Origin of the sequence: Nitrososphaera sp., from assembly GCF_037447015.1 — an archaeon.
Classification (GTDB): Archaea; Thermoproteota; Nitrososphaeria; order Nitrososphaerales; family Nitrososphaeraceae; genus Nitrososphaera.
On the sequence record NZ_JBBIHK010000003.1, the window covers coordinates 1 to 17,089 of the forward strand.

The following is a 17,089-nucleotide window of genomic DNA, read 5'->3' on the forward strand; positions in this document are numbered from 1 at the left end:
TTGCCACCATCATAGGCCCCGTGGACAAGGACGCGTCGGGCAAGCCGCTGTCCGCCTCGATGAAGAGCACCATCGAGCGTCTCAGGACGTGGGACAGCAGGAGCCAGGTCCACGAGCCGGTCGACCGCAACTTCCGCCAGGCGTTCTCAGAGCTTGACAGGCTCAAGGACAAGCTGGCAGTCGGCGACGCGGTGATTGAAAAGGCGGCGTACGTTTACCGCAAGGCGCTTGAAAAGGGCCTCGTGAGGGGACGCTCTATTTCTGCTCTGGTAGCGGCTGCTCTTTACGCGGCGTGCCGCGACACCGAGACGCCAAGGACGCTCAAAGACATTGCAAACGCAAGCAACATCAAGAAAAAGGACGTGGCCCGGTGCTACCGCCTTCTGATACGCGAGCTTGACCTGAAGATGCCTGTCGTCGATCCTGTGAAATGTGTCGCAAGGATTGCAAGCAAGGCCGGCCTGTCTGAAAAGACCAAGCGCAAGGCCCTGGAAATCCTGAAAAAGGCAGAAGAGGGCAAGATCTCGGCCGGCAAGGATCCGATGGGCCTCGCAGCTGCGGCGCTTTACGTGGCGTGCGTGATGAACGGCGAGAACAAGACGCAGAAAGACGTGGCAGAGGCGGCAGGCGTGACAGAAGTCACGATACGCAACCGCTACAAGGGCCTAAAGACGCACCTCAAGCTCTGAGGGCGGCCACAAACTTTTTCCTTTCCTGCACCAGCTCTTCAAGCGTCTCTGCCGCTTCGGCCTTTTTCCCGTTGCCCTGTTTTAATTCAGATTCCAGGATGCCGAGGCAGGTGGCGATGTCGGCATCTATCGAAAGCAGCGCGTCCAGCTTTTCCTGCATGACGGCGCCGTTTGGCGTGAGAACGTCTGTATAGCCTTCAGGCATCTCCTGCGCAAGGCCGCGGAGCAGCGCGTCCAGCCCGCGGTCATGCGACAGCCGTGGCAGGATGGCGCGCACCCTCGTCCGGATGTTCTGGCCCGTCTGGCGTGCAAGGGCGCGCATCTCGACGTAGCTGGACCTGCCCGCAGACACGCCCTTTTGCACTATGGATGCTATCCTGACGGTCTCGCCGGCGTTGCCCTCCAGTTTGCGCCCCCGGACGTTGTTATTGTTGTTGTTATTGATACGACGATGCCTGGGCAATGGAGAAAATCCTGTCCGGCCGGCTTAAATGCCTTACCGAGTCTCCTACTGTACTTCAATCGCGGCTTCGTTAAAGCCCTTTTTCACAAGGTAGTTCTTGACGTCGTCTCGGTGATCGCCCTGCAGCATGATAAAGCCGTCCTTGGCCGTCCCGCCGCAGGCAAACGTGCTCTTTAGCTCCTTGACTATCTTTTGCATGTCCGAAATCTTGGGGTTGATACCCTCTATGAGGGTCGTCGTCTTGGAGAAGCGGCGCGTTTCCAGGCGGACGACAATCCGGGCGTCCTCCTTGTCGAGCTCCCCGCAGGCGCATAGATCGTCGGGGAGACCGCATTTTTTGCAGATAAGCGCCATCGAGTAACTAACTCGGTTTCCACGATTCCTATTATTAAGCCTTGTTGTGGCCCTCGCACACAACAGATATTTGCATGCGGCTGCACAGTAAAGTCGCAGTATAGATACATGGCGGCCAAAGAAGACAACGGTGCCAGAATCAAGAGCGCGGCGTCGATCCTGCTAAAGGGAGGGACGCTTGTCAGCGAGCCGTGCGAAAAATGCGGAGGGGTGCAGGTCAGGTTTGCAGACAAGGTGTCCTGCATAAACTGCGGCAACGAGTCAGGCAAGAAAGAAACGCCTGCGGCCGGCGCACCCGCTGCGACGGTGGCGAAGCAGCCAGAAGTATCCCCACCATCGGCATTGCCATCTTCAGCCGCAGCGGCAGCCATAGAGGCCAAGATAACCGCTTTAGCGCAGGAGCTGAAGGACGAGAGGGACACCGCCGTGCAGAAGGAGAAAGCAAGCCTGCTCGAGACGTACCTTCGGATACTGGAAAAGATGCGGGCGCTCCAGCTCGGCTAGCAGGGCAGAAGCAGGGAAACGGAATGTATTTAAAAGAATGAAACCAGACTAGTCCCGTTGAGCAGCAAGAAAAAGAATGCCCCGTTGCCGGCCTCCAGTGCAGGGCTGCTGCGCTTTTTCGAGGATGAGACAAAGGGCATCAAGGTCAAGCCAGAGTACGTGCTGGCCGGCGCCGGCGCCATGATAGGCGTGTCCATAGCAATCAGGATAATCTTCCCGGCTGGCTGAGCCGACGAGATATGTTGACGGCAACAAGACAGGGTGGCGGAGGAAGAGAAGCAGGCGGCAATGGTGACGACGACGTCTCTAACATCCACAGGCGCTGGTCTTTTGCAAGGCTGACCCCGACCACCCTGAGGGCGTCCTTTGCCATGACGCTTGCGTGCGCAGGCGCAATAATAGCAGCATCGCACATCTTTCACCTTGGTACAGGATTGGCGGGGCTTGCGGTGCACCTGCCGGCAGGGCTTGCGGCCACGGCAGGTCTGGCGTTTCTGGACTTTGCCATGCTGCGCGGCACGCCGGTCAACAAGCTGTCCAAAGTGGTCCATGTCTCGTCGTTTGCAAACCTGCTGTGGGCGCTCACCGTCCTGGCAGGGGCGCTTGCAAACGCCGTCTTTGCAAAGCAGGGCGAGGGCTATATCGTGGCAGGCATGTTCCTGGCAGCCGGCCTGAGGGTCGGCATATTCACGTCCGTGTTCGGGGCAGGGGTTCTCAGGGCCGTTGCAATATGCCTTGTCGCCCCGGTGCTTTTCGCGCTATCGTTCATCCCGCCCCAGTACTATGCCGCTGTGCTGGTAGAGCCGGTGGTCGGCCTTGCGTTTGGCGCCCTGTTTGTGGCCCTTGCCATCACGTGGGCGATCATCGCAGACAGGGCCGGGAGGCCGCAGGTCGAAAGCACGTTCAGGTTGTTGCAGGCGTTCCTGTCGGCCTGGACAGAGAACAAGACAGACGGGATGGAGGAATATTTCGAGTCAAAAGCGAGGAGCGAGAGCGTGTCGACCAAGGTGCTCACGATGGTGCCGGTGGAAAGTGCGCAGGCAGGGGCGGCGGCTGGAGCAATGACTGCGGCCATAGTCCTGCCAGATGTCCACCCCGGGCCGTTTGGCAACGTCGGCGGCAGCAACCTGCCGCACGTCCTGCACGAGCGGTTTTCGCGGCGCGCCCTTGTGATGCACAGCGTCTCTGACCACTCGCTCAACATCCCCTCGGGGAAAGAAGTGAGCAGGTACGTCGCCGGCCTGGACAGGCTGCAAGCCAGAGAATCGGGCAGCACGTGCAGCGAGCCGGTGCAGCGCAGGCAGGGGAGCGCCACTGCGACAGGGATAGCGTTTGGCAGGAGCGCCCTTTTGATGCTGTCGCTTGCGCCAAAGGGCATGGAAGACGTGCCCGACTCTGTCAGGGACGAGCTCGAGTCGCACGCCGCGCGCCTCGGGTTTGGGAACCTGATGCTGGTAGACTGCCACAACGCCATGGGCGACCACATAGGCGACGGCGACAGGGCCGACCTTCTGGCCGCAGCAAAAGCATGCCTTGACGGCCTAAAGGACGCGGATCAGGGCGAGTTTCTTGCCGGCATGGCAGTCATGCAGGACGACGACGACGTTTCGCGCAGCAACCTTGCAGGCTCGGTCGAGCTTGGCAAGGCCGGCCTTGTGGTGCTTGCCCTGCGCACGGCCACAGGCAGGGATTTTGCGATAGCGTGGGCCGACTCGAACAACATGGAAAACAGCGTGCGCGACAGGATTGTTGCCGCTGCGGCGGCTACTACTACTGCTGTTACTGATTCAGCGGCATCAGGCACGGCTACGACTACTGCCACCACCATGGTAGCAGAGGCGTGCTCGTCTGACACGCACGCGACATCGGGCAAAAAGGGCGCAGCCGGCGGCTATTTCCCGCTTGGGAGCACCCAGGACAGCCGCGAAAAAGTGGCGGTGGCGTTTTCCAGGCTTGCCCGGCTTGCCATGCAGAGGGCCCAGCGGTGCAGGTTCGAGCTGGCAGCCGTCACGACGGAGGTAAAGGTCATGGGGTCGCAGTTTGGCGACTACTCGTCGGCACTTGACAGGTCGATGGGCATAACGAAGGCGTTTGTGGGCGTTACCTGCGCGGCTTTTATCGCGCTGCAGATCCTTGCCTGACGATTGCGCGCATCTCGCCGAGATAGCCCCTTGCGTCCATTGCAAACGAGCGGAACTGCCAGACAGGGACCACGGGTATCCCGCCTACAAAGCGCGTGCTCTCTGCGTGGAGCGTGAGTATGGCAGGCACGGCAACCGATATCGAAGAGTCGCCGCCGACCAGCCGCTCCGCCCGCACCGCCTGCTTTTCGCAAAAGCGCGAAATGGACGACAGGTTGCCGCGCTTCCAGTGCTTGCAGTCGACGGCGAGGGCAAAGCCGGCCTGGATGCCGAGCACGTCGATCTCCATCCTCGGCTTTGTAAAGCGGACGTTGGCCCGGGTCGCAAATCCAAGCGACGAGAGCACCTCCGTAGCAAGCCCCTCAAAGTCCTTCCAGGAAAGGCCCTGCGACACCTGCTCGATGTCGCAGCCGGCTTCAAGCGCAAGGGCCGCGGCGCGCAGCCTGTCGCGGCCTGAAAACGACAGGGATGTGTCGTCACCATCACTATTATCGTTGCCACCGCCTTTTCCCTCCGTGCCTATCCCCTTTGAAAGCACATAGTCCAGGAGCGAATCGGCCGCCGACCTGCTGCTGCCGCTGCCGGCGACGCCTGACGCGGCGCGGAACCTTTCCCGCGTGGTCGCATGCTCCATGGCAGGCAGCGCCCTGACTATCATCCGGGCACGGGCAAGGCCGGGGTCGCCGACACAATCATAATTATAATCACAATCACCATCATCATCACCTTTCATGCGTCTCCCCGCTCTTTGGCAGCCCGGCTATTTAAGAAAAAGCATTGAAGAGATGGTTAGTTAGTCGGAAGCAGCAAGGGCGGTGACAACAGAAATAAGCCGGCGGCCATAACGCGCGGGTGTGGCTGACTGGAGAGACCTGACCGTCGTGCTGTGCATGGCCCTTGTGGTTCTGGGCGCAGTCGCGCTAGCCGTGACGGCCCGCTCTTTCTCGCTTGTCACCGGCAAGGTGGTAGAGAAAGGCGTAGGCGTGCTCCAGTTCGAGGGCAGGCCCCGGCTGACAAACACCGTGACAGTCCTGATAACAAGCGAAGACAGGGTCTTTGGGATAGGGCGCGGGACGGTGGTGCAGTATCCAGTCACAGAGGCAGACGCCAGGGCGCTCGCGGTGGGCTCGGACATAAAGTTCATGGTGTCATCGTACAGCCAGACCGTCAGGATAATCGATGGCCTACCGGAAAACGCCGCCTGACTTGCGGCATTTCTTTGCAAGAAACTGGGCAGCTGCTGAAGTGGCAACAGCAGAGAGACCTTGCTTGTTTTTCTCCACCCGCATCGCAAGCTCGGCCACGTCTGCCGGCGTGTCAACGTCGAACATCAGCCTCTCGATCAGGGCGACGCGTGCAGGGATGCCGGCCTGCCTTGCTGCCTGCAGGTGCATCTCGTAGCTGTTGCTGTCATAGTGCGTCTTTATCGCGGCAGGCGGCCTGCGCAGGAGCACGTTTGTCCCGTCGTACCTGACAGAGGGGCAGATCACTATGCACCGCTCGTCCTCCGCCGCCGTGGCTATGATTCGCCGAATATCCTTGGCGTCGAGCAGCGGCAGGTCCTGCGGCACGACGATGCTGGCGACGGCCCCGTTTTTCTTGCAGTACGCGTCTGCAAGCGCGACTGCCGAGTTGACCCCGCTGTCGGACCCCTGCTGCAGAAAGGTGGCGCCGTGCAGGTCTGCCACCTCTTTTGCCCTGCCGTCGCTTGAAACCACTACGATGCGCACGCCTGTCGCTGCAAGCGCCTTGAGCGTGTCGCCAAGCATCAGGCCGGCGAGCTGGGCGCGCTCGCCGTCTGTCAAAATGGGCGAAAGGCGGGTCTTCGAGTTTTCAAACCGCTTGACGGGGACAATGGCAAACGTATCTTCCTCTTTCAACAATGGCACGACGACAACAACACCCCCTCTTTCTCTCCTCCTTCTTTTCCTGCCCCGCCCCTCTTCCTCTCCACCTATCTCCGCCCAAGCAAGTACCTTGCCAGCGCGACCTCGTCCCTGCTGCTTTTCATCGTTATGTTTGCCAGCCTCACGCGCATGCCGGTCCGGCCTTCAATGCGGCCTGACATGCGGCTGTCGCTTTCAGAGATGACCAGCGTGCCGGCAAAATCTTGGTAATACCTTGCGACGCCTTCTGGCGAGCTTGGCAGCCCCACGGCTTTCATGTACTTGGCTGCCGGCCCGCTCACGGCCTTGTTGCCTATCATGGGAGACACTGCGACGACCCTGTCCCTTGCGCGTGCGAGCTCTTGGCGCAGGCCGGCAAGAGCGACCGTAGGGCCTATGCTCGATACAGGGTTGCCCGGGGCGATTATCACCATGTCGGCGTCTCTGATGGCGCGCATTGCATCGGCACTCGGCTTTGCCTTTTCAATCCCCCGGTACTGCACGCCAAGCACTGCCGGCCTGCCCCGGTTCTTGACCCAGAACTCTTGGAGGTGCATGGTAGTAGTTGTTGTTGTTGTCGACGTTGCATCAGCCCCGCCTGGCGCCCTTGCGGCGGATATCATGGTCTGCACGTCGTCGTCAGTGGCAGGGATTATTTTTTCCCGGATTCCAAGCCGCTTTGCGACTGCAGCCGTCACCTCTGACAGGCTCTTGCCCTCCCGCAGCATGGCCGTGCGCAGGACGTGCATCGCAAGGTCGCGGTCGCCAAGGGAGAACCAGGGCTTCTCACCCTTGCTTGCCGCCTGCGCTGGCGCCACCTTTGCCACCTGGTCAAGAAAAGAAAAGGTGTCGCCCCTGACGCCCCACCCCCTCTTTTCGTCGAGCATCCCGCCAAGCCCGTACACCACGGTGTCGATGTCAGGGCAGACGTACAGCCCATAGAGCCAGATGTTGTCGCCTACGTTTGCAATGACTGCAAGGTCGTCCTTCTTTTCCTTTTCCCTCCCCCCTCCTGTCCTTGCAGCCTGCGCAAGGCCCCGCACCAGCTTGACCGAGCCCGTGCCCCCTGCGATCACCGTTATCTTCACCATAGCTATTGACCACATTGTCAATGCAGGGGCGCCATATTATACCTAGCACGACGGAATCCGCAAAAAGCGGCATGGCGCCAAGATAAAGATTATAAAAGGAAGTGGCCGAGATTCCTTTGTGAAGTCGTTATCCGTAGTTGCTGCCGCGACGGTCTTTATCGCACTTTTGGCGTTTGGCGTAGTGCCAAGAGCTTTTGCAAACGACATGAACGCCGTGCTGGTCCCAGAGCGCAACAAGGCAGAGGCCCACTTTATCGGAGTCAAGAACATTGAATTCCGCTACCCCTCGGGCAGCGCCCTTGCCAGCCAGTTTGGCGAGAAGGACACGAGGATCAAGTTTACGATTGAGGGCGGGACGGACAGCACGGACAGCGGCGTGATCAACGCGCTGGCAGCCTTTAACAAAGGCTTCATCGATGCAGGCAGCCCCGCGCAGGCGACAAGCATCAAGCTTACCTATACCGCAGTCGTCAAGCCGGGCCCGGCCAGCACCCTCGTCTCGTTCAAGATCGAGGCGGCTCCGACGCTTGAAAAGTTTGTGCTGAGCAGGGGCGCAGAGCAGGACTTTTCTGGCGAGATCGTTGATGCTGAATGGAGAGGCGTACTTGTAAAGGAGCCCATCGTGGTCAACGCGCCGGAACTTGGCGAGATGGAGATCAGCAGGCCGATAGGTCTGCTTGAAAAGATATATCCCGACTTGGCGGCCGAGCTGGACGCTACGGCAGCCGCTGAGATACTGGACGAGCCGATACTCGACTTTAGGCGCTTTAACCAGTCGATGGACACGTGGCACTTCCTCTTTGACCCTTCAGGCAGCCTGGTAGAGTCGTCAGCATTCTTCCGCGAAGAGAGTGGCGCCAAGGTGGTGTCGATATATTCGCTTGGCGAGAGCAGCTTCCGCGAGGGCACGTTTGAGGCAGAAGAAAAGGACGTGGAGGCGACGGTCAGAGGCACCAAAGTCCAGATACACTCGCAGGTCCCGGCACCAAGCGGCCAGATCCAGATCGCAGGATTTGCCAACACAGACACCACGCAAAAGGACTCTGAGTTTTTCGCAGTCACCAAGGAGGCACCGGAGGGCGTTTCGACTGCCACCGGAGGGTTCCCGATACAGGTGCTGCTCGTGTTCGGCGGCATGATGGGCGCCATCGCGGTATTCATCCTGTGGAAGTCCAGAAAGTAAAGCCACAGCAGCAAGCAAAAAAAGAAAGAGCTGCGCCTTCCACCCGCTTTATTTTATTTCACAACATTGTACATAGTTTATGGATCACAACCCCTATTATTCCTGAAGACGACAGAGAGCTTGCACATATGAGAACAGAGGAAGAGGTCAAGTACGATCTTGACGAGCGCATCTTTGAGCTGTACGACAGCGGGATGACCATCAAGAGCATATCGGAAAAGCTGGAGACGACCCCTGACTATGTCGCTTCCGTCCTCAAGAACGTCTCGGTAGAGACCGGCTAGCAGCATCATTAGCATTAGCAGTTGCAGAGCCAGGCCGCATAATTTTGGCCCGCCCCTCGCTGCTCCCGCCATTGCCCTCGTCGCGGCCGCTTTCATCCCGCAGGTAGCTTCCGGCGTCTGCAAGGGTGGTTATCGTTACCCTCCCCTTTTGCAAAAGCGACCTGCCTGCAAAGCGCGTCCTCCCTATGCCGAGGGCCTCGCCCCTTGCGTTGACGAGTATGACAAGCTCGTTCTCGCCAAGTTCTGGCGACGCTTCCAGAACCGAGTCCCCCATCACGTCCCTGCCGTAGAGGACGAGCTTCTCGGCGGCGTCGCCCACTGCAACGTAATAGAACTTGCCCTCCTTCTTCTTCTTTTTGCCGACCCGGGCGAACAGGTCTGCGCCCTGGAGGGTAGGCGTAAACTGCTTTTTCTTTTTGCCGCCCAGCTTGCCTATGGCAAGCCCGGCCACGCGCGGGTTCAGGGCGACTGCTTTTTCCGCAAGGTCGCGGGAGGCGATGATGCAGACCTGCTGCTTTTTCTTTGTTGCCGGCCCTTCATCCCTTACAAGAAAAGCAAAGGCTGCTGCTCCGGAAGAGGCGAGCGCGTCAAAGGCGCCCCACCTGTCAAGCGCCCTGTTTATGACGGTCTGCTCCTCCCTTGTCGGCCTGCGGTACTTTATTGTTGTGGCGCCTGCCATGTCACTTTCTCTTCCTCATCCGGGCAATGAAAAAGCCGGTGGTGTCGTGCAGGTGCGGGTAGAACCGCCGCGCGTTTCTCACGGCGCCAGAAAACTCCATCCTGCCAAACGACTCGACGCCCCTGCTCCCGTGCGCAAACGGCTCTTCCACCTCGACGCCAAACCTGCGCACCATGCCGTCGACTATGGCCTCGTTCTCCTCCGGCGCAAAAGAGCAGGTAGAGTACACTATCAGGCCGCCCGGCTTAGCGGCATTGACTGCCGCCTCGACTAGCCTGCCCTGCAGGGCCGCGCAATAGTCCACGTCGGCTGGCAGGTGGCTCGTCTTCCTCGACGGATCCCGGGCTATCACCCCTTCGCAGCTGCATGGCGCGTCCAGAAGCACGCGGTCAAACTCGCCAAGCTCTGGCGCTTGCAGGCCGTCCACCGTGCATATGCACGTGTTGCACACGCCGAGGCGGGCCATGTTGAACTCCATCGAGCGCGCCCTCCTTTCCGAAGGCTCCAGTGCGACTATCGAGCCGGTGTTGTTCATCCTCTGCGCCATAAAGGTCGTCTTGCCCCCCGGCGCCGCCGCCATGTCGAGCACGGACTGGCCCTCCCTGACGTCCAGCGCCTCGACTGCCATGCACGAGCTCAGGTCCTGTATGTAATAGTGGCCAAGCATGTATTCGACCGTGGCGCCGGCAGACATGGGCGCCTTTTTCACCGCCATCACTTCGGGGATCGGAGTGGCGGCAAGCTCGAACCCCTTTGCAGCCAGCCTTGTTGCCAGCTCTTCCCTGCCCGTCTTGATCGTGTTCACCCGCAGGTACTGCGTGGGCGGCTGCTCCATCTTGGCCATGAATGTTGTGACATCCGGCACGTACTGCAGGAACCTGCCCACGAGCCACTCGTCGTATCCGTACCTGGCCGCAAGCTCGATAGACAGAGGGGTTTTTTCAAACAGGAGTGCCAACAGCAAAGAGGGTGGCGCGCAGCGTCCACATTTATTTTGCTGTTTTTTGCCGTCCTTCTCTCTCTTTTTGCTGCTACCTGCCGGCGCCGGGGAGCCCAAGCGTCTTTGCCGGCGTGCGGTAGTCGGTCACTATTTCTATGCCCTCGTTTGTGGTGACGCGGATCGTGGAGGCAAGCGTGTCTGGGTCTGGATAAAAGTAGTACGTCTGGCCCGGCTCCAGCGCGTCCCACCTTTGCACGTCGCCTGCGCCTAGCTCTGCCGTTATCCCGGTCAGCCGCTCGGTGCCGGCGTTTGCCACCCGCACCCGGTAGAGCGTGCCCGAGATGTCGGTGGTGTCCCGGGTTGCATCCACTTCAAGCACATAAGGCGGCCTGCTCAGCCAGGCAAAAGCGAAATATCCTGCCGCCAATGCGGCCGCAGCGGCCAGGGCGACCAGAACCAGTTTTACCTGCACGCAGTTTGCTTGGGCGGAAGAGAAGATAAGAGTTTCTTGCTTTTGAAAAGAAATGCACTAACTATCGCAATAGTTATTATTATTACTACCGCGCTTCGTCTTCGACCAAGCCCCTGCGCTTGATGTAGTTCAGGAGCGAGTCAAAGTTGTCCTCTATCTTGTAATAGCGCACCATGTTCTCCAGCTTTTCGTCGTCATAGAAACGGTTGTTGCTTCTGGCTTGCTTTCTCTCTCCTGCTGCTGGCGAGGGCGATGGCTTGGCCACTGTTTGTAATCATCCTAGCTTGTTGATAAACTTTGTACAGGAATGCTATAGAAAAGGCATTCATAAAATGAATGTGCGTGCCGGCCGTAACCCTCCTTCTGTTCTAGGCGGGATTCCGCTGAGCAGCCAACCTGAGCAGGTGCAGGACCCTTGCGCTCTGTTTGGCCTTGCTCCACCCGGGTCGGCAGTTGGTTTCATTCCAGTATCGGGAATCTCAGGCCATTTGTCGTCGCAGCCATCACAGATGCGCTCCCGACTGGATCTCTTTTCTGTTCCGTAGCCAGCCGTCTCCGGCTAATTATCGCTAATTCGGGTGCCTGCAGCGAGGGAGGAGTTTCCTCTCTTATCGAGTCGCCCGCCCGCCGGCGCGCACGTTATATTGATGCCAAAGCCTGCTATTATACGTGTGGCGCGTCTTTATCCCCTCTGCACATGCAGGAACGTCCCTATCGTGTTTCAGCTAGGGAGAGGGGAGAGTACGCGTGCAAAGACAGCGAGAACCTCAGCTTTGCTGCTGCGGCTGGTTGTCGTCAGGGCGAGGAGGGTGAGGGAAATACTCTTGCTCGACCTGCGCGACCTGCTCAGGGTTTTCGCACCGGGCATAGTCCTCCAGCAGGTCCGCGTTCAGATCTAAAAAAGTGTGGCCCCACTTGAACTTGTCCATTATCTGCCGGGCCTTTTGCCTGTCGCCAAGGATGTACAGCGCTCCTGCAAGCGCCTCTGCCGACGACAGCTTGCCCAGCTTGGCATAGTTGACAGGGTTTGCCGCAAGCATGGCAGGCAGGCGCCTGCCTATTCCTGACGAGAACACCCTCTCGTGGCGGGCTACCTCGTCTGCCCTCTCCCACGAGCAGTCCACGGCGCAGACAGAGCCGGCTATTGCAAGGTCCATTTTCGATAGCAGGGTGTCTGAAAACGGGTTGAGCACGATAGTGTCCTTTTTGATAAAGCGCACAGGCTGCGCGATGCCGAATTTTGCCAGCTTGGCCGCGGTGCACTTGAAGGGGTCGTCCTGGCGCATCATGTAGACCTGCGGCTCCACGACGTTCATGAGACGTAATACCATTAAAGCCTATTCTTTTGGCAAGCAAGGGCAGGTTTGCCTGCGCACCTGCACCTGCACCCGCACCCGCACTCTGCTTCAGACGCCGCTGCCGCCGCGCGCACAGGGATTATTATATTACTGCTGCTACGACTTGCCCCAAGTAAAAGTGACCCTCAGGCTGGCCTCTCCGGCAGCCTTTACCACAAAGATGTTGCCCTCGCCGGATATGCTCAGCCCAAACTCGGCCGAAATCGAATCCGGTTTTTTGTCGAGCCTGTCTATGGATTCGATGATGGTTTCGGTCATCGGCTGGATGACTTCAATGAGATCAGAAAGCTTTTTCCCGATTTTCTTCTCCACTCCAAGGGCACGGGTGGTGCGGCCCGGCTTTTCGCCCGTCGCGCTTTCAATGAGGACTATTCCACTGTCAGTCTTGAATTCGATCAGTCTGCCCATTGCCATTGCAGCACAGGGACAGAGTAGAAAAGCATTTCCCCATCAGGCCAAAACCATGCCGCAGGCCCGCAATATTGCATCAAGGCAAGGACAGCATGGCGGCGCCTGGCTGCATCGGTTGGCAGGAGGAGGAAGAGGAGGGGGGACGGGTAGGGAAGGGGAGGAGGCGCCAAAGTTTTTAGCGCCGGCCATTCCAGCTCTCTGCGATTTAATGCCAACAGCACCGTCGTCGTCATCATCGCCACCGTCTGCGGCGGCGATTGCAAGCCTCCGGTTCCCTTTTGAGCTGAAAAGGGACCAAGTGGAGGCTGCAGGCGCGTGGGTGGAAAACGGCTGCAGGGGCTCTGTCATCTTTAGCACGGGCACGGGCAAGACAGAGATAGCGTGGGAGTGTGCGCGCCGCGCGGCCGCCGGCGCCAAGACGTTTCGCATCCTGTTCCTGGTGCCAAGGATAGTGCTGATAGACCAGAACGTCCGGCGCCTGCTGAGCTACGGCATCGACGAAAACGCTATTGGCGTCTATTACGGCGAGCGCAAGGACATGACAAGGGAGATAACCATAAGCACGTACCAGAGTGTGATAAACAACTTTGACCTCATCAGGAACGCCGACATGGTGGTGCTCGACGAAGTGCACCTGGTGAGCGAGAGCGCCTCGGAGTACGACAGGATATTTGACGTCATAGTCGAAGACCACAGAAAGGCGATACTCGGGCTCACTGCCACTATAGACGAGCGCGACCCCAAGTACCAGACTATACTTACCGTGGCCCCTCCGGTAAAAAAGTACATGATAAAGGATGCAGTGACAGACGGCAGGCTCGCCAGGCCGGTCATCGTGGAGGAGCAGGTCAGGTTCACAGACGAGGAGCAAAAGATCTACGACGAGGCGAGCGCGGCCATCAAAGAGATCTCTAGAAAGCTGCAGGCTTACGATCCTGTCAAGATGACCAAGATGCTTGCCCGGGGCGGCGCGAGGGCGACCATGGCCAAGACGTGGTTTGCAGCCGTGCGCAAGCGCAAGGAGGTGCTCAGCTCGACGCGGCAAAAGCTGGCAAGGGCAGTCGAGATTGTGAAAAAGCACCCCGGCGAGCGCATCATGATATTTTCAGAGACCGTCGATTCGATACAGCAGCTGCGCGACATGCTTGAAAGCTCGGGCATCCCTGCGCGCACCATCCACAACGGCGTCAGGAGGCAGGAGCGCCAGGACATCTTGGAGAGCTGGGGCAGGGACTATTTCCCGCTCCTGTCGGTGCACACCCTTGAAATCGGGTATGACGTGCCGCAGGTGGGCATCGCCATCATAATCGCAAGCACGTCGAACATGAACCAGGTGGCCCAGAGGATCGGCCGCGTCGTCAGGAAGGCGGAGGGCAAGGAGCACGCGCTCGTCTACATAGTCTACGTGAACGGCACCAAGGACGACAACATGCTCAGGGTCGTCAAGGCTGCAATAGAAAAGGGAGGGAGGGGAGAGGACGACGGCGCGGCGAAAAGCTCGCGGCATTCAAGAGTCGCAGGCGGGAGGCGGCCGTCGGCGAGCCAGAGGACTCTCCTTGGCTAACCTACCGTGGCAGAGCGAGCGAGCAAGTGGGTGAGTCAACGCCAGATCCGAAAGTCGCGTCCTCCCACCACCCCCCATCTTTCTTTCAAACCCCCGCCCCCGTCATTTCACAGAGCAGCCCTATTCTTTGCAAGCAGCCTGCCCAGCGCGACGAGCACCCCCAGAGCAACTGCAGCTACAAACAGGCCGACCTCGAACTCGGGAACTGCCTGCGCCAGAGTCAGAGTTGCCAGCTTGCCCGCATCCAGAGACATCAGGACGCTGCTGCCGTCAGGGCTGATGGCAAAGCTTGACGGGGCGCCAATAAAGACTTCGTACAGATTCTCCTTCAGCGTGCCGTCTGAGCTTGCAAGCCTCAGAGAGCCTCCAGGCACCTTGTTGGTGTTGAACGTCTGGTAGAACACAAGATCGCTGCCGGGGCTCCAGCGGGGAGAGCCCAGGCTCTCTCCGCTAACCAAGCTGGTGAATTCCTTTTTCTCTACATCAAACACGACCAAGTCCATGCCCGGGCTGGCAGGATAGAGGTTCCGGAGGAACGCTATTTTCTTGCCGTCAGGGCTCACGTCTGTTGCGTAGAGTTTGTCCTGGCCCTGATAGATGACGTCTTTTTTGCCGCCATCCATGTCCATCACCCATATCACAGGCCCCTTGCTTTCGTAGGCCAGCCTGTCCACCTCCTCGTCGACGTAGACAACCCTGCCGTCCGGAGTCCAATCCGCATAGCCAAAATGGTCGTACCTGCTGCTGGCGCCAGCGCCGGGTAGGGGTATTGTCGTCTCTGAGCGCAGGTCGTAAACTATGAGCTCTACCTTGTTCTCGTCTTCAAGCATGCCACCTGCCAGTATCTTGCCCCCGTCAGGAGAAAACCGGGCCTGGAAAATGTAATGCGACGTTGGGAAATTGAGCCTTGTTATCTCTTTTCCATCCCAGCTCATCAATGCAAGGTCCCATCCCCGGCGGGGGCTGGCCGAAAAGTCCTGGTACGATATCAGTACAGAACTTGCGCTGCTGTCTTCTTCTTCTTTTTGTTTGTCTCTGCTAGGCTTCCAGTCGAGTATCTGAAACACTGGCGGGTTGGAGCCGGAATGGGACAGCCTGACAAGTTTTTCGTTACCTATTTCGCTGATCCCGTTGCCTGCAAATACCGGCTCCCTTACGATTACCCGGATGGCGTTGCTCTTGATTTCGTGTGCCGTTCCGTTGGCGATCCATTTTGCAGTTGCCTGTAAAGTCCACGGGCCGGTCATGTTTCGCGTAATGTCAGGGTACATGTAGTACAGGCTGTATACGCCATTGTTGCCGTAGCCGGCCGCATCGTTAAATGATGGTGCGGCATAGCGCGATCCGTCCGGCCTTGTCACGTCTGTAGAGAAAACGACGCCAGAGCCGGGGTCTGTCACGTTCCCTTCTTCATCGTACTTGATCTCCCTGCCGGCGTCAGGCTGGGGCCGAGGATGAATCCTGCCTTCAATTGACGTCCACCATGCCTGCGATATCTCTGAATCTGTAGCCCATATCTCGAACACCTGCTCTTCTGCCACAGTGGCGATAGGAGGGGTTGCAGCTGCCGGCGGTTCCGAGGGCTTTGCGGCAGGGTTGCTGCTGTCAGCAAAGGTGTCAGGTAGAATTTTCGCAAAAAACACGTCCCTGCTGCCCTGAATCTCGTCGGTCCATGCCACGTACGCCCCTCCTCCTCCGCCGCCGGCGGCGATTGCCACCTGCGGCGCATCGACCGTATCGCCTGCCGTGTTGCTGAGGTTAACAGGGCTGCTGAATGTCGAGCCGCCGTCGGTGCTGGCAGCAACAAAGGTCTCATAGTTTGAAAGGGCGTCGCGCCATGCTATGTATACCATGTCACCCCTGCTTGCAATGGAAGGGGCCAGGGCAGTTTCGTAAGGGCTCGTATCCCGGTAGAGGTCGCCTGAAATTTTCTTGACTGTGCCTTTGTCGTTCATCACAAACACGCCATAGCCGTTATAGAATTGCTGCCACGCCCAGACGACCTTTCCATCCACAGGGGATGCTTGCCACCCCCCTCCTACTGCAGGCCCGCTGCCTCTCGGTGTCAAGGCAGACTTGGAAAATGTGCCGCCGCCGTCGGTGCTTTTGGCCAGCACAAGATTTGGATGACCGGGAGCATCTGCGTCGATCCAGGTGACGTATACATTCCTGCCGTCTGCAACGAGCTGGGGCCACGCTTCAAACGGCTTTGCGCCTCGCAGATTCTTTGCGGGCTGGAAGCTTTTGCCGCCGTCGGTGCTCCTTGCAAACTGGATGTCGGCACTGTAATTCCCAGATTCATATCCCCCGATGGACCACGCTATGTACAAGACGTCATTTCCAGGGGCGGCCAGCTTGGCCATCCTTGCCGTCCCAGAACTGTTGGTGCTGACCTTGGCGACCTTGAAGGTGCTTCCGCCGTCCTGGCTTGCTGCGACGAATATTGCGCCCCAGGAATAATTCGATACGCTCCAGGCCACGTACACGCCCTTCTCTGTAGTCACCATCTGTGGGTCGTATGATAGCGTAGCATCAGAGTACTTGATGTCCTTGCTCAGGACAACGGGCTTCTCGAATGTTTGGCCGCCGTCGGTGCTCCTTGCAAAGTAGATCCTGCTCCTGTGATCCGTATCATCCCCCTCCCATGTCACGTACACATTGTTATCGCCAGATACCGCCAGTTTCGGATTGCTGCCTACCTTTTCGCTGACCGTTGCACGGCTGTCAAAAGTAGAGCCCCCGTCGCTGCTTTTTGTCAGAAAGATGCCAGTTTTGTTGCTGGCAGAAGAAAATGTGGTCCACAGGACGTACACTGTGTTGCCGCCGAGAGCAACCATCTGCGGCCCGTAAGAGCTTTCGTCCCTGCTCAGGTTGACGGGTTTAGGGCTGAAATTTCTGCCATCTTTTTGGCCGGGTTCGACAGCAAGGGAGTTTTGGGGCGCGTGCAAGAGCGAGGCAAGCAGAGATGCCATGACGGCAAAAGCAAGGACACGTTTAGGATTATTATTGTCGGATACGCCCAGATGCAGCAACCGGTAAGCGTTTGTCAAGTACCTTTGCGCGGTATTTA

General features: G+C 58.6%; 20 protein-coding genes and 1 other RNA gene. 8 read left to right on the plus strand and 13 right to left on the minus strand.

Annotation, left to right across the window (positions count from 1 at the left end; genetic code table 11):
* Window positions 1–689, plus strand: a 689-nt coding sequence (gene tfb / locus WKI84_RS01675; RefSeq protein ID WP_337861780.1) for a transcription initiation factor IIB, incomplete at its 5' end; no start/stop codon positions are given.
* Here tfb and WKI84_RS01680 read toward each other — a convergent pair.
* Both WKI84_RS01680 and yciH read right to left on the minus strand, forming a co-directional pair.
* Window positions 679–1,152 (minus strand): hypothetical protein, encoded by a 474-nt coding sequence (locus WKI84_RS01680; protein ID WP_337861781.1) that lies wholly within the window; start codon window positions 1,150–1,152, stop codon window positions 679–681. The genes tfb and WKI84_RS01680 overlap by 11 nt on opposite strands.
* Window positions 1,153–1,197: 45 nt before the next feature.
* Window positions 1,198–1,506, minus strand: coding sequence for a stress response translation initiation inhibitor YciH (gene yciH / locus WKI84_RS01685; protein WP_337861782.1), 309 nt, complete (start codon window positions 1,504–1,506; stop codon window positions 1,198–1,200).
* Window positions 1,507–1,614: 108 nt separating this feature from the next.
* Between yciH and WKI84_RS01690 the strand changes: the two genes are divergently transcribed.
* The 3 genes from WKI84_RS01690 to WKI84_RS01700 all read left to right on the plus strand — a co-directional run bounded on the left by WKI84_RS01690 (window position 1,615) and on the right by WKI84_RS01700 (window position 4,151).
* Window positions 1,615–2,010 carry an Sjogren's syndrome/scleroderma autoantigen 1 family protein gene (locus WKI84_RS01690; protein ID WP_337861783.1) on the plus strand — a complete coding sequence of 132 codons (396 nt, stop codon included), beginning with the start codon at window positions 1,615–1,617 and terminating at the stop codon, window positions 2,008–2,010.
* Window positions 2,011–2,094: 84 nt separating this feature from the next.
* Window positions 2,095–2,238 (plus strand): preprotein translocase subunit Sec61beta, encoded by a 144-nt coding sequence (locus tag WKI84_RS01695; RefSeq protein WP_337861784.1) that lies wholly within the window; start codon window positions 2,095–2,097, stop codon window positions 2,236–2,238.
* Window positions 2,239–2,249: 11 nt separating this feature from the next.
* The gene (locus WKI84_RS01700; RefSeq protein WP_337861785.1) at window positions 2,250–4,151 is read left to right on the plus strand and encodes a DUF2070 family protein; all 1,902 of its coding nucleotides are present in this window, start codon (window positions 2,250–2,252) and stop codon (window positions 4,149–4,151) included.
* Here WKI84_RS01700 and WKI84_RS01705 read toward each other — a convergent pair.
* Window positions 4,126–4,884, minus strand: a complete 759-nt coding sequence (locus tag WKI84_RS01705) for a hypothetical protein (protein ID WP_337861786.1) — start codon at window positions 4,882–4,884, stop codon at window positions 4,126–4,128. The two genes, WKI84_RS01700 and WKI84_RS01705, sit on opposite strands and share 26 nt — an antisense overlap.
* A 121-nt stretch (window positions 4,885–5,005) precedes the next feature.
* Here WKI84_RS01705 and WKI84_RS01710 point away from each other — a divergent pair, with 121 nt between their 5' ends.
* Window positions 5,006–5,356: a hypothetical protein gene (locus WKI84_RS01710; protein WP_337861787.1), complete on the plus strand. Its 351-nt coding sequence runs from the start codon at window positions 5,006–5,008 to the stop codon at window positions 5,354–5,356.
* Here WKI84_RS01710 and cofC read toward each other — a convergent pair.
* Entirely contained in the window at window positions 5,336–6,031 is a 696-nt protein-coding gene (gene cofC, locus WKI84_RS01715; RefSeq protein ID WP_337861788.1) for a 2-phospho-L-lactate guanylyltransferase, read from the minus strand. The genes WKI84_RS01710 and cofC overlap by 21 nt on opposite strands.
* A gap of 74 nt (window positions 6,032–6,105) precedes the next feature.
* On the minus strand, window positions 6,106–7,128 hold the full coding sequence (cofD, locus tag WKI84_RS01720; protein WP_337861789.1) for a 2-phospho-L-lactate transferase: 1,023 nt from the start codon (window positions 7,126–7,128) through the stop codon (window positions 6,106–6,108).
* A gap of 118 nt (window positions 7,129–7,246) precedes the next feature.
* Here cofD and WKI84_RS01725 point away from each other — a divergent pair, with 118 nt between their 5' ends.
* Together WKI84_RS01725 and WKI84_RS01730 are read left to right on the plus strand one after the other, a co-directional pair.
* Entirely contained in the window at window positions 7,247–8,311 is a 1,065-nt protein-coding gene (locus WKI84_RS01725) for a hypothetical protein (RefSeq protein ID WP_337861790.1), read from the plus strand.
* Window positions 8,312–8,439: 128 nt separating this feature from the next.
* On the plus strand, window positions 8,440–8,595 hold the full coding sequence (locus WKI84_RS01730) for a hypothetical protein (RefSeq protein ID WP_337861791.1): 156 nt from the start codon (window positions 8,440–8,442) through the stop codon (window positions 8,593–8,595).
* Here the strand turns inward: WKI84_RS01730 and WKI84_RS01735 are convergent.
* From WKI84_RS01735 to WKI84_RS01765, 7 genes are all read right to left on the minus strand, one after another.
* A complete protein-coding gene (locus WKI84_RS01735; protein ID WP_337861792.1) occupies window positions 8,567–9,274 on the minus strand; it encodes an NIP7 N-terminal domain-related protein in 708 nt (235 codons plus the stop codon). The two genes, WKI84_RS01730 and WKI84_RS01735, sit on opposite strands and share 29 nt — an antisense overlap.
* Window position 9,275: 1 nt before the next feature.
* A complete protein-coding gene (locus WKI84_RS01740; RefSeq protein WP_337861793.1) occupies window positions 9,276–10,232 on the minus strand; it encodes an RsmB/NOP family class I SAM-dependent RNA methyltransferase in 957 nt (318 codons plus the stop codon).
* Between the two features lie 73 nt (window positions 10,233–10,305).
* A complete protein-coding gene (locus WKI84_RS01745) occupies window positions 10,306–10,686 on the minus strand; it encodes a hypothetical protein (RefSeq protein ID WP_337861794.1) in 381 nt (126 codons plus the stop codon).
* An 85-nt stretch (window positions 10,687–10,771) separates the two neighbouring features.
* Window positions 10,772–10,951: a hypothetical protein gene (locus WKI84_RS01750; protein WP_337861795.1), complete on the minus strand. Its 180-nt coding sequence runs from the start codon at window positions 10,949–10,951 to the stop codon at window positions 10,772–10,774.
* A gap of 75 nt (window positions 10,952–11,026) precedes the next feature.
* Window positions 11,027–11,322, minus strand: an RNA gene (rnpB, locus tag WKI84_RS01755) — RNase P RNA component.
* Between the two features lie 131 nt (window positions 11,323–11,453).
* The gene (locus tag WKI84_RS01760) at window positions 11,454–12,017 is read right to left on the minus strand and encodes a DUF367 family protein (RefSeq protein ID WP_337861796.1); all 564 of its coding nucleotides are present in this window, start codon (window positions 12,015–12,017) and stop codon (window positions 11,454–11,456) included.
* Window positions 12,018–12,140: 123 nt separating this feature from the next.
* Window positions 12,141–12,458: a CU044_2847 family protein gene (locus tag WKI84_RS01765; protein WP_337861797.1), complete on the minus strand. Its 318-nt coding sequence runs from the start codon at window positions 12,456–12,458 to the stop codon at window positions 12,141–12,143.
* Between the two features lie 205 nt (window positions 12,459–12,663).
* Between WKI84_RS01765 and WKI84_RS01770 the strand changes: the two genes are divergently transcribed.
* Entirely contained in the window at window positions 12,664–14,019 is a 1,356-nt protein-coding gene (locus WKI84_RS01770) for a DEAD/DEAH box helicase (protein ID WP_337861798.1), read from the plus strand.
* 107 nt (window positions 14,020–14,126) lie between these two features.
* Here the strand turns inward: WKI84_RS01770 and WKI84_RS01775 are convergent, their stop codons facing one another.
* Window positions 14,127–16,856, minus strand: coding sequence for a hypothetical protein (locus tag WKI84_RS01775; RefSeq protein ID WP_337861799.1), 2,730 nt, complete (start codon window positions 16,854–16,856; stop codon window positions 14,127–14,129).
* Between the last annotated feature and the right edge of the window lie 233 nt (window positions 16,857–17,089).

Bases quoted from the DNA above. Each gene is read 5' to 3' on its own strand.
- WKI84_RS01705 (WP_337861786.1), bottom strand. From the start codon at position 4,884: ATGAAAGGTGATGATGATGGTGATTGTGATTATAATTATGATTGTGTC.
- cofD (WP_337861789.1), bottom strand. From the start codon at position 7,128: ATGGTGAAGATAACGGTGATCGCAGGGGGCACGGGCTCGGTCAAGCTG.
- WKI84_RS01730 (WP_337861791.1), top strand. From the start codon at position 8,440: ATGAGAACAGAGGAAGAGGTCAAGTACGATCTTGACGAGCGCATCTTT.
- WKI84_RS01770 (WP_337861798.1), top strand. From the start codon at position 12,664: ATGCCAACAGCACCGTCGTCGTCATCATCGCCACCGTCTGCGGCGGCG.
- WKI84_RS01735 (WP_337861792.1), bottom strand. From the start codon at position 9,274: ATGGCAGGCGCCACAACAATAAAGTACCGCAGGCCGACAAGGGAGGAG.
- WKI84_RS01760 (WP_337861796.1), bottom strand. From the start codon at position 12,017: ATGGTATTACGTCTCATGAACGTCGTGGAGCCGCAGGTCTACATGATG.
- yciH (WP_337861782.1), bottom strand. From the start codon at position 1,506: ATGGCGCTTATCTGCAAAAAATGCGGTCTCCCCGACGATCTATGCGCC.
- WKI84_RS01690 (WP_337861783.1), top strand. From the start codon at position 1,615: ATGGCGGCCAAAGAAGACAACGGTGCCAGAATCAAGAGCGCGGCGTCG.
- WKI84_RS01775 (WP_337861799.1), bottom strand. From the start codon at position 16,856: ATGGTTGCTCTCGGCGGCAACACAGTGTACGTCCTGTGGACCACATTT.
- WKI84_RS01700 (WP_337861785.1), top strand. From the start codon at position 2,250: ATGTTGACGGCAACAAGACAGGGTGGCGGAGGAAGAGAAGCAGGCGGC.
- WKI84_RS01765 (WP_337861797.1), bottom strand. From the start codon at position 12,458: ATGGCAATGGGCAGACTGATCGAATTCAAGACTGACAGTGGAATAGTC.